Raw genomic sequence first — 24576 nt, forward strand, 5'->3', positions numbered from 1 at the left:
TGACAACTTCAGTTAACAATTAAAACCCACCTTTGTCGCAAAGAAATTTAAACACTATTAAAAATTACTCACGATGAAGAAAATTAATTTATTAGCGATGCTAGCATTGGTGTCAGGATTTATATTCACAGCATGTGATGATGATCCGGAGCCAAACAATCTAGTGACAATTGAAGGGATCCCAGCTACAGCTGAGATAGAAAATTTAGGAACTTTAGGTCCAGTAAATGCAACTATTACTGCAGAAGACGGACTAGCAAGTGTAACGGTTACTAAAGATGGAGAATCATATTTAGAACCAGAATTTGAAGCTAATGCTACTTCTTTGTCATTAGAATTTTCTTACACCGCAGAAGAAGCTGACGCAGATCAGAACATTGTATTTGAATTTACAGCTACCGATGTGGACGGAGATGAAGAAACAGTTACTCACGTTTTATCTGTTGGAGAAGCACCTGAAGTAGAAACCGAAGTTACAGTTACAGAAAATATTTCAGAGGATGTGACTTGGAATAATGAAACTGTTTATCGTTTAGGCGGTAGAATATTCGTTTTAGATGGTGCTACTTTAACTATTGAAGCAGGGACTATCATTAAAGGTGAAGCAGGTACAGGAACAAACGCGACTGCCTTGGTTATTGCAAGAGGTGGTAAATTAATGGCAGAAGGAACGGCTCAAGCCCCAATTATCTTCACATCAGTTGCAGATGAAATTGAGCCAGGTATGATTGCTTCTCCTAATTTAGATCCGGACATTGATGGCTTATGGGGTGGATTAATCGTATTAGGTAGAGCTCCTATTTCAACTCCTGATGGAGTAGCTCAAATTGAAGGAATTCCACCTTCTGACACCAACGGCTTATATGGTGGTGGTGACAATGCCAACGTTGCTGATAATTCTGGTGTTTTAAAATACATCTCTATTCGTCACGGTGGTGCTAATATAGGTGAAGGTAATGAAATCAATGGTTTGACTCTTGGTGGTGTTGGTACAGGAACTATGATTGAAAATATCGAAATTATTGCAAACCAAGATGATGGTATCGAGCCATTTGGAGGATCTGTAAATGTAACAAATCTTTTAGTTTGGAATTCTTATGATGATAGCTTTGACTGTGATCAAGATTATACAGGAACAATTGATAATTTTATTGGTATCCTAGGTTTTGATTCTGATCATGCTCTTGAATTAGATGGTCCTGAAGGTGCACTTGACGAGGGTGGATATACTCTAAAAAATGGTTCTATTAAAGGTGATTTAGATGCAACTGGTGGAGAATACGCAGATTTGAGAGATGCTGTTTCCGTAAGATTAGAAAACATCTACTTCTTCAACTTTAAAGCTAATTCTGACTTTGAATTGGATGATGATGGTTCTGTTGCTAATTTCAATTCAGGAGCTACCGTTTTAAGCAATTTACAATTCAATATAAGTCATTTAGATGAAGGGAATAGAACGATTGCTGATATTTTTAATGACACGACTGATAGTGGAGCATTTGATAACTTAAGTGCTGATGAAGCTTCAGTTGTTACTACTCCAACAGTAGGTGCTGATAAGTCTGCTTTTGCAGGATGGACTTGGGCCGATGCTGATGGACAGTTAACAGACTTTTAACTAATAGTTTTTCATAAGTTATACACAAAATCCCGATCATCTGATCGGGATTTTTTATTTTCAATACATTGCAATATTACGATAATAACAATCATTTAACATTTCAATAATTTAGTAATAAACCTTTTCTCCTTTTTTAATCGGACTTTTGTAACATCAAATAAAACAAAGAGATGAATAACAAATTTCTGATTTCAATTTTACTCGTTTTGCTTATTCCTGCAATAAGCTTAGCACAAAAAGGTATAATTAGAGGTACCGTAACAGATGCAGCAAATGGTGAGGCACTATTTGGTGTAAATGTTGTAATAGAAGGTACGAGTACTGGTGCAGTTACTGATTTTGATGGTAAATTTCAAATTAATGCCGAGCCTGGCACTTATAATGTTCAAGCCTCATTTGTAACTTACAGAACTGTTACTATTGAGGGTGTAAAAGTGAATGCAGGTGAGGTTAATATTATAGATAATATTTCACTTGCTGAAGATGTAGCTCAATTAGGTGAGGTTGTGGTTACTGCAAAAGCAATTCGATCTACTGAAGCAGCGTTATTGGCTGTTAAAAGAAAATCGCCAAATGTCCTAGATGGAATTTCTTCTGCTAATTTTAGAAAAATTGGGGATAGTGATGCTGCTTCTGCAGTCAAAAGAGTTCCTGGTATCTCTGTAGAAGGCGGAAAATATGTTTATATAAGAGGATTAGGAGATAGATATACTAAATCTATTTTAAATGGAGTTGATATCCCTGGCCTAGATCCTGACAGAAATACCTTGCAAATGGATATTTTTCCTACAGGTATAATTGACAATATCATGGTCACTAAATCTTTTACAGCAGATTTACCGGCAGACTTTACAGGAGGAATTGTAAATATAGACACCAAAGAATTTCCTGAGGAGCCAACATTTGATGTCTCCATTGGTGGAAGTTTTAACCCGACTATGCACTTCAATAATAATTACCTTACATACGAAGGTAGTAATACAGACTTCTTAGGTTTTGACAATGGAACCAGAGCTAATCCAGCAGATAATTTTGCTTCTGAGGATATTCCACTTTATGGAAACGTAATTGGAAGACCAGACAGTAAAGACGGCCAGAAATTTAGTTCAATTCTTCGTGATTTCAACCCAACTTTAGATGCCATGAGACAGAACAGTTTTATGGATTACAGTGCTGGTTTGAGTTTTGGAAATCAAAAAGCATTAAGTGGCATGACTTTAGGCCATAGCTTTTCATTGAATTACAAGAATAATACTCGCTTCTATCAAGATGCAGAATTTGGTAGATATGGATTAGCAAATGATAGATCTACTAATGAATTAGAGGTTAGAGAAACTCAGATAGGAGATTATGGTACTAATGAAGTATTGATCAGTGCAATGGGTGGATTGGCTTTGAAAACTGCTAATTCTAAATACAAATTAAATCTATTGCACCTTCAAAACGGAGAATCAAAAGCTGGTGAATTTGAATATAGAAATCGGGACCAAGGAGCAAATTTTGATGCACGTCAGGAAAACTTAGAGTACACACAAAAGGGATTAACCAATATTCTATTAGCTGGTGAGCACTACATAGACGGCAGAGATTGGCAAGTAGAATGGAAGGTGTCTCCAACAAGATCTAGTATCACCGATCCAGACATTAGGTTTACTAGAATAAGAGATGAAGGCTTTGATGGGGAGAACTTAACCATTGGATCTGAATCAGGATACCCAGAAAGAATCTGGAGATATTTAAATGAAGATAACCTAGCGTCCAAGGCGGATATCACTAGAGCCTATAAATTCAATGGAGAAGATGCCAAATTTAAATTTGGTGGAGGAAATACTTACAAGAGAAGAGATTATAAAATTGAGAACTATCAAATTATTCCTAATGGTGTAGAGATCACTTTGAATCCAAATGTGATGTTTGAGGAAGAAAACCTATGGCCAGCTGATGAAAACGGATTTAGTGGAACACGTTACGAACCTCAGTTCGTTCCTAATAATACTAATCAATATGATGCAACAATTAATTCATCAGCAGCTTATGCATCAAATGAATTTGCACCTATTGAAAACCTTAAAGCAATTATTGGATTAAGAACAGAATACTATACTCAATCTTATACTGGCTTAAACCAACAAGGTTTGCTGCTAGAAAATGAGCAGGTGTTGGAAACATTTGATTTATTCCCAACCGCTAATTTGGTTTACTCTTTAGCTGAAAAACAGAATTTTAGAGTTGGGTATTCAAGAACTACTGCTAGACCTTCTTTTAAAGAAGCTTCATTTGCCGAAATTTTGGATCCTGTTTCAGGTCGGTCATTCATTGGTGGATTCTTCCCTGACGAAAATGCAACCGGTGATGTGGTTTGGGATGGAAACTTAAGACCCACTTACATTGACAATTTTGATTTAAGATGGGAACTATTCCAAGAAAGAGGACAAACATTCTCATTAAGTGGATTTTACAAGAAATTTACAGATCCAATTGAGATGGTTCAATATGTACAAATTGCAGGGTTTTTCCAGCCTAGAAACGTAGGAACTGGGGAAGTTGTGGGTGCAGAAGCCGAATTCAGGAAAAACCTAAGTTTTATAACTCCTGCTTTGGAAAACTTCTCCGTGAATGGAAATATAACTGTTACACAATCCAAAATTGAGATGGCTCCGAACGAGTTTGCTTCAAGAACCAACAATGCAAGGGAGGGTCAAGTTATTGAGAATACTAGAGAAATGGCTGGTCAGTCACCTTATATTCTGAATTTCGGAATGTCATATGCCGATTATGAAAATGGGCTAGACGGAGGTTTATTCTACAATGTTCAAGGTCCTACTTTAATTTTCGTTGGAATTGGAAATAGGTCAGATATTTATTCTGAACCATTCCATAATTTAAATTTCAATATGAATAAAACATTTGGTGCAGACGAAAAAATGAAATTAAGCGTAGGTATCAGCAATATTCTTGGTGATCTTAGGGAAGAGTTCTTTCAGGGATATCAAGCGCAAGAGCAAGTATTTACAAGATACAATCCAGGTCGCTCAGTTAGTGTAGGGTTCTCTTATAAATTCAGATGATAAAGTTCAGGTTGACTTTTATATAATCAAAGCTTCCGAGAATTCTCGGAAGCTTTTTTTATGTTATAAAAAAACCCGCAAGAACAGTTCTGTTCATGCGGGTACGATACGTATTTTTTTGGATTTACTTCTCTAATTGGTAGGCCACTACCTTATTTTTAAAGAAAGTAGGCACATAAACAATCATTTTATCAGCATCTAAACCGATATCAGCAGTTTGTGATTCTTGAGCTTTGGTGTCCAGCAATAATGTAGCTTTATTTCCTGCTACATGATAAATTTCACCTTGCCATCTGCTGGCAATATAAGTTTCGTCATTTAGCATGGTTAGACCATCTCCCCCAGTTACGGAGTCGTTGACCATTGAAAATTTATTTTCAACAAGATCATATGCCCGCAAGCCCTTTTTATCCAAAGTCATCAATTGATTCCCCTTACTTAATAAGCCATTTAGTCCCTCTACACCTTGGGCAATAGTAGATAATTGTCCACCCTCAATCTTATGAATCAAGCCTAATCCCATATCTGAAATATAAACTGCGCTTGCTGAGGTCGTAATATCATTTAAAAACTCTGCTTTTTCAGGAGTAAATTCCTTAGCGATTTCACCCGTTTCCAAATCAATGGCCACTATTCTATCAATATCTGTCACGTAAAGGTGGCCATCAAAAATACCCATTCCTTTTGGAGCATTGAGACCCGTTGCCCAATTCAATTCCTGAACACTTCCGTCTAGATTTAAGATAGAAATAAAGCCTTCTCCATTTTTGTCTAATGGTTGTCCGTTAATATTAGAAACAAATAGTCGACTTCCCTCTCCATCGAATAGAACAGACTCACAGGTTGTCATCACTGTATCAGTTTCCCATAATTTAACCAAATTAGGATCGGCTGCTGTTTCTACTACTTCCTTGACCTGTGTTTCTTCTTCTTGATTTTCCTTTTTAGTTGGGGTGCATGCAAAAATTAGCAATGCAAAACCCAATACGAATACTGTACTTTTCATAGTCTTTTTTTGTGTTGGTTTACATAAAGATACAAAACTGAAAGCAATCACAAGTGTTTCAGTTTCTTGATAAGATTTGTAAGTCTGAATATTGGATAAGGTGGTCTCTGAGATAATAACCTTTTGTTACTATCGTGGCGGTATTTTTGCAGTGGTTAGTAGAAAAAGCGAAATGTTTTTTGATTAAGTGAGAATTTTGGAAAAGTACTACCTTGTTGTAGTTGACCTTATTTTGAACTGGCATCTCCTATATACTTTAATACTTGCCTTAAAGCTGCTTTTCGAATATCCTTCTCGCGAACTTCGGAGTGTCGGTGTAGCACAAATTGAAATTTTAAAGAAGTAAAATTTTCATTGATCTTAATAATTCGCAGCACGTAACTGTCATGTTTGATATATTTATGATATTCCTTCAGCACCTTAATTATATGTGCTTCAACAGCTTCTACATCAGTAGTCAACTCATTTTTCAGATCGAAATCAAAACTGACTTTACGGATAGCTCTTTTAGTGTAATTAAAGATTTGAGAGGTGAGAACCATTGAATTTGGGATGTAAATCAAATCTTCGTCATCATTTACAATATGCATATTGACCAAAGTGATATCAGAAACCTTTCCTTTTACCTCCCCAATTTTGATCTCATCTCCTATCATTACTTCCTCTGAGAACATAATGATCATACCATTGATCATATTCGCAATATAATCTTTGGAAAGAATAGCGATAGCTGCTGCAACAATACTTAATGAAGTTATTAGATTGATAGGGTCTATTTTAAATAGGAATAGAATAGAGCCAATTAGAACAAAAGTGTGCAAAATATTTGCGATATGATCGATCCCTAAAACAAAATTGTTTTTTACACCTTTAGATAATTTGTGCTTTCGCTGATAATAAAAAACAACGCCTAATCTTATTAATGAGATCCAAAGGTCAGCATAAAGATAAAATCGCAAAGCTCTTAAATAGTGTTCTGCTATTCCAAATTCGATTAATTGATTTTTAAAATTATCAATAGCAAAAAGACCACCAATAAAAAGTACTGCTTTAGCTAAAAACCAAATTCTCTTTTTTCGCTCCAGATTTATAGTTGGGGTTATGGATTTTTTGTTCATAATGTAAAGTTATAACAATCTAATAACACTATATGTAGGTGCTCTCAGCTACATCTCTTATTTTTGTAAAAATATTTTACAAATTTAAGATGATAGATAAGAAAAGAAACCCTTGGCATGATATCCATTACGGAGATGAGGTGCCTGAGTATGTAAATGCAGTAATAGAAATTTCTAAAGGCAGCAAGGGTAAATTTGAATTGGACAAAGAGACTGGTTATTTAATGCTGGATAGAGTACTTTTTAGTTCTGTGCATTATCCGGCTAATTATGGATTTATCCCTCAAACGTACTGTGACGATAAAGATCCATTGGATATAATGGTGATTACTTCTATTGAGTTGCCACCATTATGTATGGTTAAAGCTAAAGTACTGGGTGTAATGAAAATGATGGATCAAGGCGAAGCAGATGATAAAATCATTGCTGTTGCAGCTAATGATATGTCAGTGAATCATATGAATGATATTGGTGACTTACCTCCTCATACTTCGAAAGAGATGCAAAGATTTTTTGAGGATTATAAGCAATTAGAGAATAAGAAAGTGGTAGTAGAGGATTTCTTTGATAAAAAAGAAGCAATGAATGTAATTAATGAAAGCATTGAGCTTTATGATAAAACATTTAGATAAGCGCGGTCGAATTTTTAAAAGCAAAAAGGCTGTCTAATCTTAATTTAGACAGCCTTTTTTGATGAATACCTTTTTTACATTTTAGATACTTTTCCGCCTGATCCAGAATCTGCATCAACTAAAGCCGGCTTTCCGCCATAGGTAATTTTACCCGATGATGAAGCCTTTGCAATTAATTTTTCTTCTACATTTAGCTCAATCCTCCCTGAGGAGCTTGCAGCTAAATCAGCATTTTGACAAGTGAATTCAGATGCATCAATTCTTCCAGAGCTACTAACTTGTGCTTCAAAATTTTCTGCATTTCCAGATAAAGTGAACCTACAAGAACTGCTGACTTGAGATTCTATATTATTAGCTTCAGCCTCTACTGAAATTCTAGCTGAACTGGATCCTGAGACTTCAATATTTGTAGCTTTAACATTAAGGTCCATCCTGGCTGAACTGGAGCCTCTAATGTCAATATTTGAAGTTTCAATCAAATCTTCGGATGTCATTCTAGATGAGCTGCTTGCTTTTAAGCTTTCTAGTTCTTGGAAATAGACAGTAACTTCTACTTCAATATTTCGGAACATTTTGTTAGATTCCATTTCAATTTTTAGATTACCACCTTTAACTTCGGTAATAACATCTTCTAAGTCACCGGTAGTGCTAACATCCACCTTTGCTTCATCTCCTTTTTTCAAAATAACTCGAATGCTTTGAGACGAAGAGACTGATGTGAAATCAGACAAAGAGCGGGTTTCTGATTCCTGTGATTGTGCTTGACATGCAAACAAAATCATTACAAGGCCTAATACTAAATTCTTCATGTGTTTATGGGTTAGTTTCTTTTTAAAGATGCAAGAAAAAAATGATTGGTTGCATGAATCCTAAAATATTTTGTTTCTTATCCTATATTTCGAATTTTTTCTAACATAAAAAAAGCACAATGAAAAAATTCACTGTGCTTTCTTTAAAATAATCTATATTATTAATTAGAATTTATTCAGAACCTTATTGACTTCGGAGTCAGGATTTGCACATTGCTCGCCAGGTTGCTTACCGCAAAAGCTACAAGCTTCACCATCCTTATTTAAAAATGGACTTTGTGATGCACAAGTTCCTTTAAATTCTCCGTTTTTTATAAATAATAATCTTACCGACATTAAAATAAAAAACGCTCCTATCAATCCAATTGCTAATAAAAAAGTAGTCATAATATTAAGATTTCAGACAATTACTTTGCCTGTTATTTTCGATTTACAAATTTAACATTCTAATTTGATAACGCCTACTAAGAAAGCAAAGTTTCTTAACTTGTGCTTTTCTCAAAATCATCAGATAAGTCACATGAAAGAAGTACAAATTTACCCAGATAACAGAAGAAATGAGAAATTAGAAGCCTTTGATCGATTACTTACGATAATGGATCAGCTTCGGAATCTATGCCCATGGGATAAGAAGCAAACTATTGAAAGTATTCGTCATTTGACCATTGAAGAAACCTTCGAATTATCTGATGCAATTTTAGATAATGATTTGGAAGAGATAAGGAAAGAGCTGGGTGATCTCATGCTTCATATTGTTTTTTACGCCCGAATGGCAGACGAGCAGAAAGCCTTTGACATGGCAGATGTGCTAAATGGAATATCAGATAAACTGATCAATCGTCATCCACACATTTATTCCGATGTGGAAGCAAATGATGAAAAAGCAGTCAAAGAAAATTGGGAAAAAATCAAGCTTAAGGAAAAAGGAAATAAATCTGTATTAGGTGGTGTACCCAAGTCATTACCCGCTCTAATAAAAACCATCCGCATACAGGAAAAAGCAAGAGGAGTAGGTTTTGATTGGGACAAAAAAGAACAGGTTTGGAGCAAGGTAGAAGAGGAAATGCAAGAATTCAAAGTAGAAGAAGAATCGGGCACTCTGGAAAAAGCTACTGAGGAATTCGGTGACTTAATGTTTAGTCTAATTAATTATGCTCGTTTTGCAGGGATAAACCCGGAAGAGGCCCTTGAAAAAACTAACAGGAAATTCATTAAACGATTCAATTATTTAGAGTCAGAAAGTAAAAAAGAAGGTAAACAAATCTCGGAAATGAGCTTGGAGGAAATGGATGTTTATTGGGAGAAAGCCAAAAAGATTTAAACTTAATTCTAATTTCCTTATACTTAATGCAAGTGTCTTGCGTTAGAACCATAGGTGTATGGATAATCATGTTTAACCTTAAATGATTATTCACTATGGAACATTTCAAAAATGCAACTCGAAAATTGTACGCTAAACGTCCCTTATTCTTTAATATAGGATTAGTTGTAGCAATTACCCTTTGTTTTATTGCCTTTGAATTCAAGGTGTTTATAACTGAAGAAGAGAAAGTGGATTTTCCTGTAGAAGAGCCGCTAGTCTTCTTAAATGATGATGTAATTCGTACTTCCCAACCCCCTAAACCCAAGCCACCAAAATTGCCTGAACCTAAAGGGGATGTAAATATAGTGGAGGTAAAGGAGTTGCCTAAGCAAGACCAGCAAAAAGAAAAGATTGAGATCAAAGATTTATTCGATCCTGGTGATGACTTCGAAATTCCAGAAGAAAAAGTAGAAGATAACAGTGTTCATGGTAATTTTGGACTAGAGGTAAAGCCTAAATATTATGGTGGCATGGATGCATTTTATGAATATGTTGGTAATGCAATTGAATATCCTTCATTTGAACAAAGAAGAAATATTGAGGGCAGGGTCGTGTTGTCATTTGTGATCGAGAAAGATGGCTCTTTATCTCAGGTGGAAGTCTTGAAAGGGGTTTCTGAAGGTATTGATAAAGAAGCCATTCGTGTTCTTGAAAATGCCCCGAAATGGGAAGCCGGAAGGCAAAGAGGGCAGGCAGTAAGAGTGAAAATGACTATTCCTATTTACTTTAAATTGAGGTGATTTAAATTAGAAAGAAGGCCTATCAATTAGGCTTTCTTTCTATCCTTCAAACCCAATCTTACTATGGCTGCCATCACAAAAGGGTTTATTACTTGAAGCTCCACATCTGCAAAAGGCTGTTACTTTTTCCTTTGCTTCGCTTTTTCCATCTGCGTGCTTAATTTCAATTTTACCTCTTACCATTAATGGGCCATTTTTTCTGACTTCAACTTGGGCGGAGTTAGGGCTGGCTTGGGATTCATCTTTTTTGTTTTTCCAATAACCAGAAAGGGCTCCCGAAGGACAGGTATCGACCTGTTCTTTGATATTAACATCTGTAGCTCCCTCCAAATAAACCCATGGTTTGTCATTAGGTCGGAATACTTTTGGAAGTCCACGCCAGCATTTTTCGCTATGAATACATAGTGAAGGTTGCCATTCTACTACTAAATCATCTGTTTCATATGCTTTGATGGTCGGTTTTACTTTCATCTCAGTTTTCGTTTTATTCTTCACATAAGTTAATGATTTTTCAAAGAGAAAATAAAATAGCAGTATAAAAGTTTCAATCAGTTACTTTTTTGATTTGATCAATGTGATTTACCTTTTATGGAAGATATTGTGTGTCATTAAACTAGTCCACTAAAAAGCTGTAAGTTTACACTGTAGAAAAATTGGCATTGAAAAAGCAACTTATCCTCATATCGTTACTTTTTTGCCTCATAGCACCTGCTATGGTGACCTATCTTTATCTAAACCACCAAAAGTATCAGATTAAGCGGGAAGTAAAATGGAAAATTATTGACGGGCTAGACAGATCTGAATTGGTATTAATTCAACTCAGTAAATCCGAAGCTAAGGAAAAATTAGAATGGGAGCACTCCAAAGAATTTGAATATTTGGGAGAGATGTATGATGTAGTGGAGTTTGCTGAAACGGCAGATAGCGTAAAATATTGGTGCTGGTGGGATCATGAAGAAACAAGCTTAAATCAAAATTTAGCCGAAGTTGTCAATACTCTCTTAGGAAATCACTCTGATAAGAAAGAGAAAGAAGGAAAACTGATTACATTTTATCAATCACTCTTTTCAGAGAAAGTATTTCAATGGAGTGCATTGCATTTCAATAGAATGTCAAATTCATCTATAGCCTACGAGTTCATTTTTGAAGATTATATCAACTCTATTCCATCCCCACCTCCTCAAATGATAGTTTAAATATTTCTTTTTGTTTTACTGACTAACTTGGGTAGTTGTACCCTCTTATAAGCAGTACATCTTCTATTTTTTAAATTATTTATAAACTAAAAATTTTTAATGAGGAATATAGTATTACTCAGTTTATTGATAGGCAATATTGCTATGGCCTATTCTCAAACTATTACTGTTAAGGATGCACAAACTGCAGAGCCTATTGAAATGGTGAGTATCATCAGTGAGGAAATGAACGAGTTTATCAACACTAATAATAAAGGCCAAGCTGATATTTCTGCTTTAGCAGGAGCGCACAAAATTCAATTTCAAAGGCTGGGCTATCAAATTGTAGTTTTAAGTTTTGAAGAGATTAAATCTTCAGGCTTTAATATCAAGTTAGACCCAAATAATTTCAATTTGAACGAAGTGGTGGTTTCAGCTACCCGTTGGAGACAAAACTCAGGTGATATACCCTCTAAAGTGATTTCTATTTCTCCTAAAGAAGTGGCATTGCAAAATCCGCAAACTGCTGCTGATTTACTGGGAGTTTCAGGAAAAGTCTATATTCAGAAAAGCCAACAAGGAGGAGGAAGTCCTATGATCAGGGGCTTTGCAACTAACCGTTTGCTCTATACTGTTGATGGCGTCAGAATGAACAATGCGATTTTTCGTGGAGGGAACATCCAAAATGTTATTAGTCTTGATCCTTTTGCCACAGAAATTACAGAAGTTCTATTTGGCCCTGGTTCTGTTATTTATGGAAGTGATGCCATTGGCGGTGTCATGAGTTTTCAAACCTTAACTCCTGAGTTATCAGATTCAAATAGTATTCTAATTTCAGGAAAAGTAAATACTAGATATTCTTCTGCTAATAATGAGAAAACCATTCACGCTGATATTAAATATGGCTGGAATAAATGGGCTTTTGTCACCAGTGCCAGTAGATGGGATTATGACCATTTAAAACAGGGGATAACTGGCTCTGATGATTATCTGAAAACTTATTATGTAGATCGGATTGAAGGTGAGGATAGATTGGTAGAACAAGAAGATCCTTTAATCCAAAACCCTACGGCTTATACCCAAAAGAATTTCATGCAAAAAGTCAGGTTCCAGCCCAACGAAAACTGGGATTTTCAATATGGGTTTCATTATTCTGAAACTTCTGATTATGGGCGTTATGATCGTCATAATCGGGTTTTAGACGGGAATCCTCAATATGCAGAATGGAGATATGGCCCACAAAAGTGGATGATGAATAATTTGAATATTACCCATTCCAAACCGTCTAAATTTTTTGATCAGATATCTATTCGCTTGGCACAACAACAATTTGAGGAAAGCAGGATAGATAGAAATTTTCAGGATGAAATCCGAAGAAACAGAGCCGAGGAAGTGGGCGCTTATTCTGCAAATCTAGATTTCATTAAGAAGATCGGAAGTAAAAGTACTGTTTTTTATGGGGCGGAATATATTTTAAACGATGTGCATTCTATTGGTATAGAAGAAAATATTAATACGGGGGAAATTAATAATTCAGGGGCAAGATATCCTGAATCCACATGGAGTTCCATAGCAGTTTATACCAATTACGAATATAAACCATCCGATAGAATCAGCTTACAAGGAGGTATTCGCTACAATCGATTTGTATTGGATGCAACCTTTGATACTACTTTTTATGCCCTTCCATTTACGGACGCCAATATCAATAGCGGGGCCTTAACCGGTAGTTTGGGTTTGGTTTATCGCCCAGAAGAATCTTGGGCAATCAATACCAATTTCGGAACGGCTTTCCGATCACCCAATGTGGATGATATAGGGAAGGTTTTCGATTCAGAACCTGGTGCAGTTACGATACCCAATCCCAATTTGAAGGCTGAATATGCTTATAACTGGGATATAGGAGTGGCTAAAATCTTTAATGATTTTTTGAAATTGGACCTTACGGCTTATTACACTTTGCTCAATGATGCCATGGTTCGAAGAGATTTTCAGTTAAATGGGCGGGATAGTATCGTTTTTGATGGCGTCAAGAGTAGGGTGCAGGCCATTCAAAATGCAGCGGTTGCCAATGTTTATGGACTTCAAGTGGGAATTGAACTGAAATTACCAGCAGGCTTTCAATTTTCTTCTGATTTAAATTATCAAAAGGGTGAAGAAGAACTGGATGACGGCTCTATAAGTCCATCCAGGCATGCAGCTCCTACATTTGGAACCACACGACTGAATTTCAAGTCAAATGATTTCGTATTACAGCTATATGCAAATTATCAAGCTGAACGATCTCATTCGGATTTAGCTGTAGAAGAAAGGACAAAAACTGAAATTTATGCCTTAGATGATAATGGAAATACGTATTCTCCCGCTTGGTACACGCTTAATTTTAAAATGAGCTACCAACTTTGGGATGATTTTAATATAAACGCGGGGCTAGAAAATATTACTGATCAAAGATATAGACCATATAGTTCTGGAATGTCGGCACCAGGAAGAAATTATATAATTTCATTGAATTTTGGATTCTAATAATTTAGAAAATTTCAAGGGATGAGCAATTGCTTTATCTCTTGATTCTTTTCTTTTGATTTGCCTTTTCGATTCTTATTACCAATCATTCTTTGTAATTTTGCATCTTCATTGAGAAATCTATATGAATAAGTTAGAACAAGAGATAAGTAAGCGAAGAACCTTCGGTATTATTGCCCACCCAGATGCTGGGAAAACAACTTTAACTGAAAAACTTTTACTTTTTGGTGGTGCCATAAATAAAGCTGGGCCGTAAAGTCTAATAAAATAGATACGGCTACCAAATCCGATTGGATGGAAATTGAGAAACAGAGAGGTATTTCTGTAGCCACTTCGGTAATGGGGTTTGAATATAAAGACATAAAAATCAACTTACTAGATACGCCTGGCCACCAAGATTTTGCTGAAGATACGTACAGAACTTTAACTGCCGTGGATAGCGTGGTGATGGTGATAGATTGTGTAAAAGGGGTTGAGCAGCAAACAGAGAAGCTCATGGAAGTTTGCCGGATGCGAAATACTCCCGTGATTTGTTTTATCAATAAACTAGATAGGGAAGGAAGAGATCCTTATGACTTGCTCGATGAAATTGAGGAAAAATTAGACATTCAAGTTAGACCTCTGACATGGCCGATAGGAATGGGGAAATCCTTCAAAGGCGTTTATAATTTGTTCAGTAAAAATTTATTGATTTTCAAACCTAGCAAGCAGCAATTGACTGCAGAAGGTATTGAAATAAAAGATCTAAGCGATGAGAACCTGAATAAAAATGTTGGGGATTCTTTGGCAGATCAGCTGAGAGAAGATGTAGAATTAATTGAAGGCGTTTATCCTGAATTGAATAAAGAAGAATATCTATCGGGAAAAGTAGCTCCAGTATTTTTCGGCTCTGCCATTAATAGTTTTGGGGTAAAGGAAATGTTGGATACTTTTATTAATATTTCTCCAGCTCCTAAAGAAAGGGCCACAGAGGACAGAATTATTAAACCTAATGAAGATAAGTTCTCTGGCTTTGTATTTAAGATTCACGCCAATATGGATCCTAAACACAGAAATAGAATTGCTTTCGTTCGTATTTGTTCCGGGAAATTCCAAAGGGGTAGTAGCTATTTAAATGTTAGACACGATAAGAAATTCCGATTCTCCAATGCCACTGCTTTTATGGCACAAGATAAAGAAACCGTAGATGAGGCTTTTCCTGGGGATATTGTAGGTTTGTTTGATACTGGAAACCTGAAAATTGGTGATACCTTATCAGAAGGCGAGAAAGGGGTTTACAAAGGAATTCCATCCTTCTCTCCTGAAATCTTCAAAGAAGTAATCAATAAGGATGCAATGAAAACTAAACAATTGGATAAAGGCCTAACTCAGTTGATGGATGAAGGAGTGGCACAATTGTTTACTTTTGAAATGGGAGCGAGAAAAGTAGTAGGTGTTGTAGGTAATCTTCAGTTTGAGGTAATTCAACACCGATTAAAAAATGAATATGGCGCTTCCTGTGAATTTGCTCCTATGAATTTATACAAAGCTTGTTGGTTCAGTAGTACTGATAAGAAGAAATTAGATGAATTTGTAAAGTCTAAATATCGACATATTGCCAAAGACAAAGATGGGAAAATGGTGTTTATGGCGGAAACTAAAGCTTGGCTTCAAATGGTTCAAGATAATTTCCCTGAAATAGAATTTCATTTTCAGTCTGAATTTTAAATTTAAAAAATTAGCGTTTTCACCTATGACTTATCAAGATTTTTTACAGATTGTAATGTATGAAGATAATCACCTATTGGTGGTAAATAAACCTTCAGGGATGTTGGTGCAAGGTGACCAAACTGGTGATACTCCAATTTCAGAACATGCTAAAGAATACATTGCAAAAAAGTATGATAAGCAAGGAAAAGTATTTTGTGGAACTCCTCACCGAATTGATAGGCCAGTAAGCGGAACATTGGTTTTAGCCAGGACTTCCAAAGCATTAGAAAGAGTTTCGAAATTGTTTCATGATGGGAAGGTAGACAAAACTTACTGGGCTATAACAGAAAAAAGACCGCCAAAAACAGAGGATACAATTACACATTGGCTAAAGAAAGATTCCAATAAAAACCTAACTCATGCACACCTGAGCGATAAAAAAGGAGGTCTAAAATCTACCTTATCCTATAGATTAGTTCGTGCTTTAGGGGACAGAAATTTAATTGAAGTAAAACCTCACACAGGTCGTCCACATCAAATCAGAGTGCAATTGGCCAGAATTGGATGTCCAATTATTGGAGATGTAAAGTATGGGTTCCCTAAACCAACCAAAGACGGTTCTATTGCATTGCATGCAAGAGCAATTAGCTTCGAACACCCTGTTAAGAAAGAACCTTTTAATGTGGTAAGTCCTATTCCAAAAGCCTTTGTGTGGTCTTTTTTCGAAGATGTGATCTAGTTCTTAAGAGGGGTGATTTTACCATTGATGTAATTACCATTGTATTCATGTTTGTTTTTTCTGAATTTCAATTAATATAAATTGTAATTATGAAAAACATACTTCTAGTCTGTTTTGCACTGTTCATCTCGTGTAATGCTTTAGCCCAAAATCATCAGAAAGATTCTATCGCCATAGCTGAGATTATTCATAATATTTTTGATGGAATGCGAGAATCAGACACTTCCAAAATGGCTCCATATATGCACCAAAATGTGAAAATGCAGAGCCTAAGCGTAGATGGTAAGGGAAATAAAGTCAGTCCATTAAATGGCGCTTCCGGATGGTTAGATGCAGTAGCAAACAACAAAGGCGAAATGTGGGATGAGCAAATTGAGAATTTAAGTATCCAATCTGATGGCACAGTAGCAAATGCTTGGATGGATTATAAATTTTATTTGGGAGAAAATTTAAGCCATTGCGGCATAAATTCATTTCAGTTCATCAAAATAGATGAAAATTGGAAAATTATTTATATCATTGATTCAAGAAAGAAAAACAATTGTAACTAAATTAAACTATAACCTAAATTTTAAACACATGGAAAATCAAGAAGAAGCAAATACAGGTCAACATTCAATAAAGTGGGGAATCATACTAGGATTGATTTCGATTATTATAACATTAGTTATATACCTAATAGATATTACTTTATTGGTAAAATCTGTAGTCCCTTTGATTTCATTGGTTATTTCGATTGCTATCATAATTTATGCTGGTAGAGATTACCGATCGAAACTTGGCGGTTATATGTCATTCAAAGAAGCGTTTCTACATGCTTTTGTTGTTTTTGTTGTCGCTGGCTTTTTAGGCGTATTATTCAATATTTTGTTATTTAATGTAATTGATCCTGATATAGTGCCTATTTTGGTAGAAACGCAAATGACTAATACCATGCAAGCTATGGAGACCTTCGGTGGAGGTTCCCCTGAAATGATGGATGGTATGGCTCAAGGCATTAAAGATGGTTACACGGTAATGGGCCAATTAAAAGGGTTTCTTTGGGTGCTAATATTATATGCAATTGCAGCAGCAATAGTCGGTGCCATTAACAAAAAGAAAAATAAAGAAGAAGAATTTTAATAGTACTGAAAATCTTGTTTTAAAGCCATTCAACAATAATTTGGATGGCTTTTTTGTTTTTTAGACTATCAGCTTTTTAAACCATTTAATTTATTTTCAGTATTTTAGATGGAGATATGATTATCTTAAAAAATATGCAATCAGTCGAAAATGTATGGGCTATTTACCTGCTCATATATTTAATGGCTATATTGTCAACCTTAAAATAAAGATATGATGAAATTTTTCAACAAGTCTTTTTACGTACTGACCATACTACTTATAAGTTTAATAGGAGCTTGTTCCACTAAAACGGACTCACAATCTCAAGATTTTTCTTACGACATTGAACCGGTAGATTTTGATTTTAACAAAATAAAAGAAAGAGGATACATCACTGCGGTAGTTGATAATAGTGCGACTAGTTATTTCATTTATAAAGGGCAACCGATGGGTTATGAATATGAAATGCTCAACTGGTTGGCTGAAGACTTAGGAGTGGAACTTAAAATTATCAAAGATAATAGTATTTCTTCGGCTCTTGAAAAAGTAAATAGAGGGGAGGCAGATATTGTGGCTTTTAATTTAACAGTGACTAAAGAAAGAAAGCGATACGTTGATTTTACGAATCCACTGTATTTTGCTAGACAGGTACTAGTTCAAAAAAAGCCAGAGAATTGGAGAGAAATGAAAATTCATGAAATAGAAAATGAGTTAATTAGAGACCCCATCCAGTTGACAGGAAAAGAAGTTCATGTTCGGAAGAGTTCTGCTTTTTCAGCCCGTTTGGCAAATCTTTCTGATGAAATAGGTGGAGATATAGTGATTATTGAAGATAGTAGCAGTTTGGAAGTAGAAACGTTAATCAAGATGGTGGCAGAAGGCGAGATAGATTATACGGTGGCAGATGAGGATGTAGCCATGTTGAATGCTACTTATTATCCTATAATTGATGTAAAAACACCAATTAGCTTTTCTCAACAGATTGCATGGGCTTTAAGGTCCAATGCGGACTCTCTGGAAAGTAATATTAACAATTGGTTGGAGGCTAGGCAAAAGGAAACGGACTACTATGTTATCTATAACAAGTATTTTAAAAATCTCAAACGCTCAGTTGACAGATCTTTTTCTGAATTTTCCTCTGTACAGGGAGAAAAGCTTTCCCCTTTTGATGAAGAGATAAAAGAGACTGCTGAAAATATTGGTTGGGATTGGAAATTATTGGCGGCTTTGATATATCAAGAAAGCAAATTTGATCCAAATGTAGAATCTTGGGCAGGGGCTAAGGGATTGATGCAGATGATGGTACCGACCGCTCGTGAATTTGGTGCAACTAACTTATTTGATCCAAGGGAAAGTTTATCAGCAGGCGGTAATTATATAAATTGGCTTCAACGCAATTTCAAGAAACATGTAAAAGACAGCGTGGAAAGACAGAAATTTGTAATTGCTGCATATAATGTGGGAATAGGCCATATGCAAGATGCGATCAGGCTTACCAAAAAATATGAAGGAGACCCAACGAAATGGGAGGATAATGTGGAAAAATACCTTCTTTTAAAATCGCAGAAAAAATATTATACGGATCCTGTTGTGAAATATGGGTATTGTAGAGGTGAGGAGCCGGTAAATTATGTCAGAGAAATTTTAGAAAGGTACCAGCAATATGTTTTATTGTTAACTTCACCAGAAGTTATTAAAAAATCGAACGCACCAGTTATCTAAAGCCGTGAACCTTAATAATTAAAATAATGTCAAAAATCGACCAACTATTTAAAGAATATACTCAAGACCGCTATATTAAATTAAATAGAGAGCAATTTGTATATATCGTCAATCTTTTTCCAGCTCTTCGTGTGGTAATGAGTGATGGCATAATGGATCAAGAAGAATGGATTACTGTTAAAAGACTTGCAAAAATTTTAGGAAACGAATTTGCCTCAGAAGACTTAGGAGAAGAAAAAGAAGAAAATTTGATGTTAATATACAGAGCCGAATTTCGGCATCTATTAAAAAACTTAGATAAATGGCAATCTAAATTTTTAACAGCTTTAAAGGATTATTTTAATGAAAATGTAACTTCAAAAGAGTTTGTTGTGGAGACCATGTACTTATTTGCAAGTGCCTCTGATGGTGTTTCTGTTGAAGAAAATGAAGTAATTGAATATTTGACTAATGAATTGGAATTGGAGGATATTGAACTTTAAAATTGTACTAGCCTTGCTACTAATACGGTTTACTAATTATAATTGAAGAACTTTTTTTTAACGAACATAAAAAAAGCTTCATTGAAGATAAACTCAATGAAGCTTTTTACTTTTAGAATTATATAATGTCAGACAATTTCGTCAATCTATTATTTCCACATCTACAGTATTATCATCCTTTCTTCTATCAATCAGTTTATTAAGCGGATCAATCCCAGCAGTAATAGGCTCTTGCTTTACAGTCAGGGTAATGGTATGCTCACCAGGCTGGATCTTATGCTTTTCAAGATATAATGGATTTGTTCTGGTTCTGCCTTGCTCATCCTTATCTTGAGCTGCAAAAATGCCAATATCCATATAATCACCATCATAATCAGCCGGAGACTCTTGACCGGTGCTATCTGCGTAAAGTTTCTGCGAACTTATATTTAAAGTAACCTCATACAAATTATCATTCAGTTTCTTTGCAGAAGCGGTGATAGCTTGGTTTTCGTAAAGTGTGATTTTCTTCCAGGTATCTTCCAAGTAGTATTTCAAGCTATCGGGAGTAACCAATTCAAAATGGCGATATAAATCGTGACTGCCGGCAAAAGGAGGAGTTTCTTTATGTGCAAATTCATCTCTAAATCCTCTGATAGCTTTATTCATTGAACTATCACCAATAAAATCTCGCAAGCCATATAAAATTAAGCTTCCTTTTCTATACCATTGGTAAGATCTATTACAGTCAATAAAAACGTTTTCTTTTTTTGACTCAAATGCTCTTCCTCTCAAGTATCCATCTAGTTCGTCCTCAAGAAATGATTTCATGTTAGCCTTTCCATATTTCCTTTCACTCAAAATTAAGGCAGTATATTCTGCTAAAGATTCTGAGATAAGGTTAGCTCCGCGTGTAGAATTTGGTACTACTTGGTGTCCCCACCATTGGTGGGCCAATTCATGTGCTGTTACAAAATAGGCATAATCAAAATCATCAGGATCACTGAAATCAGCTATCCAGCCAAAGCCTTCAGAATAGGGGACAGTATTAGGAAAAGACTGAGCAAAATTCGCATACCTTGGGAATTCTAGAAGCCTCATTTGACGAAATTGATATGGCCCATATACGGTGGAAAAATATTCAATTCCATCTTTAAAAGCAGCTGAAAAGCGATCAAGATTGTAGTCGTGTGAAGCTAAATGGAAAATTTCTATATTAACATCACTTCCATTTGGAATCTTTGCTTTATCACTATAAACAGCATAGTCAGCTGATACAAGATTGTAAAACAAATCGATTTTAGAGTCCTGAACATAATGGAAATACCTTCTGTCTCCTTCGGTCCATTCCTTTTGCAAATAACCAGGAGCAATTGCAATTTGATCCGATGAAGTCCCAACCGTAGCTTCAAAAGTGACAAGATCTGCATCGTCATTGAATAACATAGTTCGCATTCCATATGGATCATCGTGCGGAGGTAAATCATCAATCTTTTCAGGAAGATCGTATTTCTTCCTCTTTTCATCACTGCTTAGTTCTGAGCCGCTGCTGTAGCCTATTGATGGCATGCTTTGACCAATGAATGTTCCATTGTAGACAATTTCTCTTGAATACCCACTATTGGCAAAGCCTTGATTAGTGAGTGCAGAATGTAATTCTAGCGCTAATGTATCACCAGGCATCAATGTTTTTGGCAAAGCATAGATTTTGTACCAAGGTTTTTCTTCCTTCTTTCCAAAAATTTGGAATTTAGGTTTATCGTAAGATAATGGGAAGCGATAGTCCAGCGTATCTTTATTATAGAGAGCATGAAAAAAAGTGGCCCGGAAAAATTTAGATGCAAGGAGTCTATCGGTTCAGTGGTTTTATTCACCATTTCAACTAAGACTTTTGAGAAAGCATCTCGCTTTTTGGGGAAGATTTCCGCATCTACTTTCACGCTTACAATTTTGGGTTGTGCTATAAACTCATATTTCTTTAATTGTTTTTCGTAGTCCGCTTGTCGCTTTTCAGCTTCAGTAGATGTTATATATCCATTAGTGTACACCACCGTCTTAAAAATATAGCCGCCCAAAGCAATGGAAGTAAATAGTAGCACATAGGAAAGGATGGCTGTAGAATTTTTCAAACGGCCTTTACCTTGCTGCAATCGCTTTCGGAAATTGATATCTGAACCTCTTGCATAAAAGAGCGAGAAGAATAGAATAAGAAAAACACCGAAAGCAGTCCAGTATAAATTAAACCAAAGTAGCGGTGCACCAAAATGGCCTAAGCCATTCAAATCTGACCACAAATAACCGGGTTTATAAGAGAAAAAGAATAAGTTGAAATTGAAATCAGCGAAATCCCTGAGAACGATCATAACTAACCAAATTCCAATACTTACTGCATGCCCGGCAAATTTATTGTTGACTATTAAATGCACGGCAAAAACTAACATCAACATTTGCAGGTAATCAGGAAAGGAAATTAAGAAACTATCAACCAAATACACTCCAATGTCATAATTGTAGTAGCCTTTCAAAGTTTGTACTACCAAGCCTACAATTATAGGTAAAGAGGCTAATAGTAGGCAAATAGTAGCCATCCCTAAGAATTTGGAAGCAATCACTACGCCATCTTTTATTGGAAAGGTATCGCTGATTGATGAGTAGCCCGAGCTTTTGTCTCGGTGCAAAGTTTCTCCTCCAAAGAAGACTAATATGATAAATACAAAAACCACATAATCATAGCCTTTAAATTGCATCAAAAACGAAGTTGAGGGCTGGTTGGGTACACTATAGATAGTGGACCCAATCCAAAAATCAATTACCAGAAATACCAAACCCCCTAGAAGTATCGCTCTGAAGTAGCTATCCTTCAATACATTTTTAATCTCTAATTTGGACAGAGTAATTAAACTTCTTCTTTGATATATATTTGAAAATGAAGTGCTTACTTTTTTAAGGAGAGTTGTCGAAGTGAAATTCTCAACTGTTTCTGCTTTTGGCTTCTTGCTTGTTGCTTGAAAGAAGTATTTAAAACTGAATCGCAAGTAGGAAGCTATAAACAGAAGGAAACCAATTGAAATCCACAGTATTCTATTAATTAGTAAGTTTCCTGATATATCTACTCGATAAGAGTTTTGTTCGAACGGAGTCAAATACTCAACTTGAATAATAAATGAGTTAAGCCCTATTGGATCTAAAATTTGAACCAATTGTTTATTATCCAAATCATTTGATAAGAAATTGGTAAGCAGATAAATAATGAATACAATGATTCCTCCTGAATAAATGGCTTTAATATTTTTTGTAAAAATAATCAGCGCGAAAAAAAGAGTTGAGAAGAACCATAAGTTTGGCACCACTAAAGTAATCCAAGGATGGAAATAATTCATAAATAAATTGGGTCCATACCTTTCAGCAGGTGTCCATCCTGTAGCAGCTCCTATTATTGTCCCTAAATAAATCCCTATTACCACTCCCAATGATATAAATAGCAATGTCACAAATGAACCCCAAAAGCGACCCATGAAGTAGGCGTTTTTGCTAATAGGTAAACTAAAAAGAAATGTCCCAGTCTTATGTTCAATATCCCTGTACATGGGAACACCCATTACTGCTGAAGCTATTAAAATACCAAAAAGAGACACAACGAGCATGAGATTTGCAATCGTGATTGGTGCATTATGAAATACTTTTTCTGTTGCCGGGGTGCTACCAGAGGCAAAAAGTAAGAGCGAAACAAGTAGCAATATTCCAAAGTACATATAGGTAGCAGGTCTGGAGAATCTGTACCTTAATTCAAATATGAATATGTTAAGCATAGCTGTGGATTTATAGTGTTATAGGATCAACTTTTTTAGAGATATGACTGAAATACACATCTTCAAGATTGGGTTCAACCTGTTCAAATCCATCACCAGGATTACTGTCAGCTTCTACTCTTAAGGCTAAATTACCTTCTTTCAATTTAGTGGAGATCACCTTATATTTAAGCTTATGCGCTTCTAGCTCATCTTTTTTAATGATCTTCGCAAAAATATTATGCTGTAACAGCTGTAAACCATCTGTTGGCTTTCCTTGCATTAAAACTTCTCCGTTACATATGATTGCCATATTGGAACAAAGCGTACTTACATCTTCCACTATGTGAGTTGATAGAATTATGATTGTGTTTTCGCCTATTTCACTAAGCAAATTATAGAAACGATTTCTTTCGGTCGGATCCAAACCAGCCGTTGGTTCATCTACAATAATCAAATTTGGATTTCCAGCAAGTGCCTGAGCAATTCCAAACCGTTGGCGCATTCCTCCAGAATAAGTGCCTAATGCTTTTTTTCTATGATCATAGAGGTTCACCTTTTCTAAAAGGCTATTCACTAGTTCTTTTCGCTCTGCTCTGTTTCCTACCCCTTTCATTTGCGCGATGTGATCCAGCATTACTTCTGCACTGATTTTTGGGTATAGACCAAAATCTTGAGGTAAATAACCCAATCGTTCTCTGATTGCCTGAGGATTTTCCATCACATTTAATTCATCGAGCATTATACTTCCTGAATCAGCATCCTGTAATGTTGCTATGGTTCGCATCAGCGTAGATTTTCCGGCTCCATTTGGACCCAATAAACCAAACATACCGGTTGGAATATTGAGTGAAACATCATTAAGAGCCTTAACTCCATTGGAGTAAGTTTTTGATAAATTTTGGATTGATAGTTGCATAATTTTTTATTGGATTATTTTAAAAATAAAACAATATAATTATTTTTTAATTAAGATAGTTGCACCTATGAAAGAGGAGTAGAACCAGATTAGAAT

At 35.6% G+C, this 24576-nt stretch carries 20 protein-coding genes and 1 pseudogene; 13 read left to right on the top strand and 8 right to left on the bottom strand.

The annotated features are described in order from the left end of the window. The first annotated feature begins 73 nt into the window (after positions 1 to 73). The gene (locus Q3Y49_RS07460) at positions 74 to 1618 is read left to right on the top strand and encodes a beta-helix domain-containing protein (RefSeq protein ID WP_303271675.1); all 1545 of its coding nucleotides are present in this window, start codon (positions 74 to 76) and stop codon (positions 1616 to 1618) included. A 173-nt stretch (positions 1619 to 1791) separates the two neighbouring features. Further along, positions 1792 to 4689, top strand: a complete 2898-nt coding sequence (locus Q3Y49_RS07465) for a TonB-dependent receptor (RefSeq protein ID WP_303271676.1) — start codon at positions 1792 to 1794, stop codon at positions 4687 to 4689. A 124-nt stretch (positions 4690 to 4813) separates the two neighbouring features. Here the strand turns inward: Q3Y49_RS07465 and Q3Y49_RS07470 are convergent, their stop codons facing one another. Together Q3Y49_RS07470 and Q3Y49_RS07475 are read right to left on the bottom strand one after the other, a co-directional pair. Beyond that, positions 4814 to 5695, bottom strand: a complete 882-nt coding sequence (locus Q3Y49_RS07470) for an NHL repeat-containing protein (protein WP_303271677.1) — start codon at positions 5693 to 5695, stop codon at positions 4814 to 4816. A gap of 227 nt (positions 5696 to 5922) precedes the next feature. Continuing rightward, the gene (locus tag Q3Y49_RS07475; protein WP_303271678.1) at positions 5923 to 6813 is read right to left on the bottom strand and encodes a mechanosensitive ion channel family protein; all 891 of its coding nucleotides are present in this window, start codon (positions 6811 to 6813) and stop codon (positions 5923 to 5925) included. Positions 6814 to 6902: 89 nt separating this feature from the next. Between Q3Y49_RS07475 and Q3Y49_RS07480 the strand changes: the two genes are divergently transcribed. Further along, a complete protein-coding gene (locus Q3Y49_RS07480; protein ID WP_303271679.1) occupies positions 6903 to 7445 on the top strand; it encodes an inorganic diphosphatase in 543 nt (180 codons plus the stop codon). Between the two features lie 74 nt (positions 7446 to 7519). Here the strand turns inward: Q3Y49_RS07480 and Q3Y49_RS07485 are convergent, their stop codons facing one another. Together Q3Y49_RS07485 and Q3Y49_RS07490 are read right to left on the bottom strand one after the other, a co-directional pair. Next, positions 7520 to 8254, bottom strand: coding sequence for a head GIN domain-containing protein (locus Q3Y49_RS07485; RefSeq protein ID WP_303271680.1), 735 nt, complete (start codon positions 8252 to 8254; stop codon positions 7520 to 7522). 165 nt (positions 8255 to 8419) lie between these two features. Then, a complete protein-coding gene (locus Q3Y49_RS07490) occupies positions 8420 to 8641 on the bottom strand; it encodes a hypothetical protein (protein WP_013454918.1) in 222 nt (73 codons plus the stop codon). A 133-nt stretch (positions 8642 to 8774) separates the two neighbouring features. Here Q3Y49_RS07490 and mazG point away from each other — a divergent pair, with 133 nt between their 5' ends. Then, on the top strand, positions 8775 to 9575 hold the full coding sequence (gene mazG, locus Q3Y49_RS07495) for a nucleoside triphosphate pyrophosphohydrolase (RefSeq protein ID WP_303271681.1): 801 nt from the start codon (positions 8775 to 8777) through the stop codon (positions 9573 to 9575). 95 nt (positions 9576 to 9670) lie between these two features. After that, positions 9671 to 10357 carry an energy transducer TonB gene (locus tag Q3Y49_RS07500; protein WP_303271682.1) on the top strand — a complete coding sequence of 229 codons (687 nt, stop codon included), beginning with the start codon at positions 9671 to 9673 and terminating at the stop codon, positions 10355 to 10357. A 39-nt stretch (positions 10358 to 10396) separates the two neighbouring features. Here the strand turns inward: Q3Y49_RS07500 and Q3Y49_RS07505 are convergent, their stop codons facing one another. Beyond that, complete coding sequence (locus tag Q3Y49_RS07505) at positions 10397 to 10828, bottom strand: (4Fe-4S)-binding protein (RefSeq protein WP_303271683.1); 432 nt, start codon at positions 10826 to 10828, stop codon at positions 10397 to 10399. 188 nt (positions 10829 to 11016) lie between these two features. Here Q3Y49_RS07505 and Q3Y49_RS07510 point away from each other — a divergent pair, with 188 nt between their 5' ends. The 8 genes and pseudogenes from Q3Y49_RS07510 (at position 11017) to Q3Y49_RS07545 (ending at position 19794) form a co-directional block, all read left to right on the top strand. After that, entirely contained in the window at positions 11017 to 11553 is a 537-nt protein-coding gene (locus tag Q3Y49_RS07510; RefSeq protein WP_303271684.1) for a hypothetical protein, read from the top strand. A 99-nt stretch (positions 11554 to 11652) separates the two neighbouring features. Next, complete coding sequence (locus Q3Y49_RS07515) at positions 11653 to 14058, top strand: TonB-dependent receptor (protein WP_303271685.1); 2406 nt, start codon at positions 11653 to 11655, stop codon at positions 14056 to 14058. Positions 14059 to 14182: 124 nt separating this feature from the next. Then, positions 14183 to 15765, top strand: a pseudogene (locus tag Q3Y49_RS07520) (peptide chain release factor 3). 25 nt (positions 15766 to 15790) lie between these two features. Further along, positions 15791 to 16486 (top strand): RluA family pseudouridine synthase, encoded by a 696-nt coding sequence (locus tag Q3Y49_RS07525; protein ID WP_303271686.1) that lies wholly within the window; start codon positions 15791 to 15793, stop codon positions 16484 to 16486. An 89-nt stretch (positions 16487 to 16575) separates the two neighbouring features. Next, entirely contained in the window at positions 16576 to 17037 is a 462-nt protein-coding gene (locus Q3Y49_RS07530; RefSeq protein ID WP_303271687.1) for a nuclear transport factor 2 family protein, read from the top strand. A gap of 28 nt (positions 17038 to 17065) precedes the next feature. Beyond that, positions 17066 to 17608: a DUF4199 domain-containing protein gene (locus Q3Y49_RS07535; protein ID WP_303271688.1), complete on the top strand. Its 543-nt coding sequence runs from the start codon at positions 17066 to 17068 to the stop codon at positions 17606 to 17608. A 213-nt stretch (positions 17609 to 17821) separates the two neighbouring features. Next, positions 17822 to 19312: an MltF family protein gene (locus tag Q3Y49_RS07540; RefSeq protein WP_303271689.1), complete on the top strand. Its 1491-nt coding sequence runs from the start codon at positions 17822 to 17824 to the stop codon at positions 19310 to 19312. Between the two features lie 26 nt (positions 19313 to 19338). After that, the gene (locus tag Q3Y49_RS07545; RefSeq protein WP_303271690.1) at positions 19339 to 19794 is read left to right on the top strand and encodes a hypothetical protein; all 456 of its coding nucleotides are present in this window, start codon (positions 19339 to 19341) and stop codon (positions 19792 to 19794) included. A gap of 141 nt (positions 19795 to 19935) precedes the next feature. Here the strand turns inward: Q3Y49_RS07545 and Q3Y49_RS07550 are convergent, their stop codons facing one another. Genes Q3Y49_RS07550 through Q3Y49_RS07560 form a run of 3 tightly spaced genes read right to left on the bottom strand, consistent with a single transcriptional unit; the run spans position 19936 to position 24480 of the window. Continuing rightward, entirely contained in the window at positions 19936 to 21471 is a 1536-nt protein-coding gene (locus Q3Y49_RS07550) for a M1 family aminopeptidase (protein WP_303271691.1), read from the bottom strand. Then, a complete protein-coding gene (locus tag Q3Y49_RS07555) occupies positions 21456 to 23582 on the bottom strand; it encodes an ABC transporter permease (RefSeq protein ID WP_303271692.1) in 2127 nt (708 codons plus the stop codon). The genes Q3Y49_RS07550 and Q3Y49_RS07555 overlap by 16 nt, the downstream gene beginning before the upstream one ends. A 10-nt stretch (positions 23583 to 23592) precedes the next feature. Beyond that, complete coding sequence (locus Q3Y49_RS07560) at positions 23593 to 24480, bottom strand: ABC transporter ATP-binding protein (protein ID WP_303271693.1); 888 nt, start codon at positions 24478 to 24480, stop codon at positions 23593 to 23595. Positions 24481 to 24576: the final 96 nt, after the last annotated feature.

This window comes from Marivirga harenae (genome assembly GCF_030534335.1).
Classification (GTDB): domain Bacteria; phylum Bacteroidota; class Bacteroidia; order Cytophagales; family Cyclobacteriaceae; genus Marivirga; species Marivirga harenae.

What these genes read in the sequence shown, in the direction of transcription:
- Q3Y49_RS07485 (WP_303271680.1), bottom strand. Translation starts at nt 8,254, where the DNA reads ATGAAGAATTTAGTATTAGGCCTTGTAATGATTTTGTTTGCATGTCAA.
- Q3Y49_RS07545 (WP_303271690.1), top strand. Translation starts at nt 19,339, where the DNA reads ATGTCAAAAATCGACCAACTATTTAAAGAATATACTCAAGACCGCTAT.
- Q3Y49_RS07525 (WP_303271686.1), top strand. Translation starts at nt 15,791, where the DNA reads ATGACTTATCAAGATTTTTTACAGATTGTAATGTATGAAGATAATCAC.
- Q3Y49_RS07540 (WP_303271689.1), top strand. Translation starts at nt 17,822, where the DNA reads ATGATGAAATTTTTCAACAAGTCTTTTTACGTACTGACCATACTACTT.
- Q3Y49_RS07555 (WP_303271692.1), bottom strand. Translation starts at nt 23,582, where the DNA reads ATGCTTAACATATTCATATTTGAATTAAGGTACAGATTCTCCAGACCT.
- Q3Y49_RS07480 (WP_303271679.1), top strand. Translation starts at nt 6,903, where the DNA reads ATGATAGATAAGAAAAGAAACCCTTGGCATGATATCCATTACGGAGAT.
- Q3Y49_RS07515 (WP_303271685.1), top strand. Translation starts at nt 11,653, where the DNA reads ATGAGGAATATAGTATTACTCAGTTTATTGATAGGCAATATTGCTATG.
- Q3Y49_RS07465 (WP_303271676.1), top strand. Translation starts at nt 1,792, where the DNA reads ATGAATAACAAATTTCTGATTTCAATTTTACTCGTTTTGCTTATTCCT.
- Q3Y49_RS07530 (WP_303271687.1), top strand. Translation starts at nt 16,576, where the DNA reads ATGAAAAACATACTTCTAGTCTGTTTTGCACTGTTCATCTCGTGTAAT.
- Q3Y49_RS07535 (WP_303271688.1), top strand. Translation starts at nt 17,066, where the DNA reads ATGGAAAATCAAGAAGAAGCAAATACAGGTCAACATTCAATAAAGTGG.
- Q3Y49_RS07505 (WP_303271683.1), bottom strand. Translation starts at nt 10,828, where the DNA reads ATGAAAGTAAAACCGACCATCAAAGCATATGAAACAGATGATTTAGTA.
- mazG (WP_303271681.1), top strand. Translation starts at nt 8,775, where the DNA reads ATGAAAGAAGTACAAATTTACCCAGATAACAGAAGAAATGAGAAATTA.
- Q3Y49_RS07560 (WP_303271693.1), bottom strand. Translation starts at nt 24,480, where the DNA reads ATGCAACTATCAATCCAAAATTTATCAAAAACTTACTCCAATGGAGTT.
- Q3Y49_RS07490 (WP_013454918.1), bottom strand. Translation starts at nt 8,641, where the DNA reads ATGACTACTTTTTTATTAGCAATTGGATTGATAGGAGCGTTTTTTATT.
- Q3Y49_RS07460 (WP_303271675.1), top strand. Translation starts at nt 74, where the DNA reads ATGAAGAAAATTAATTTATTAGCGATGCTAGCATTGGTGTCAGGATTT.
- Q3Y49_RS07500 (WP_303271682.1), top strand. Translation starts at nt 9,671, where the DNA reads ATGGAACATTTCAAAAATGCAACTCGAAAATTGTACGCTAAACGTCCC.
- Q3Y49_RS07475 (WP_303271678.1), bottom strand. Translation starts at nt 6,813, where the DNA reads ATGAACAAAAAATCCATAACCCCAACTATAAATCTGGAGCGAAAAAAG.
- Q3Y49_RS07470 (WP_303271677.1), bottom strand. Translation starts at nt 5,695, where the DNA reads ATGAAAAGTACAGTATTCGTATTGGGTTTTGCATTGCTAATTTTTGCA.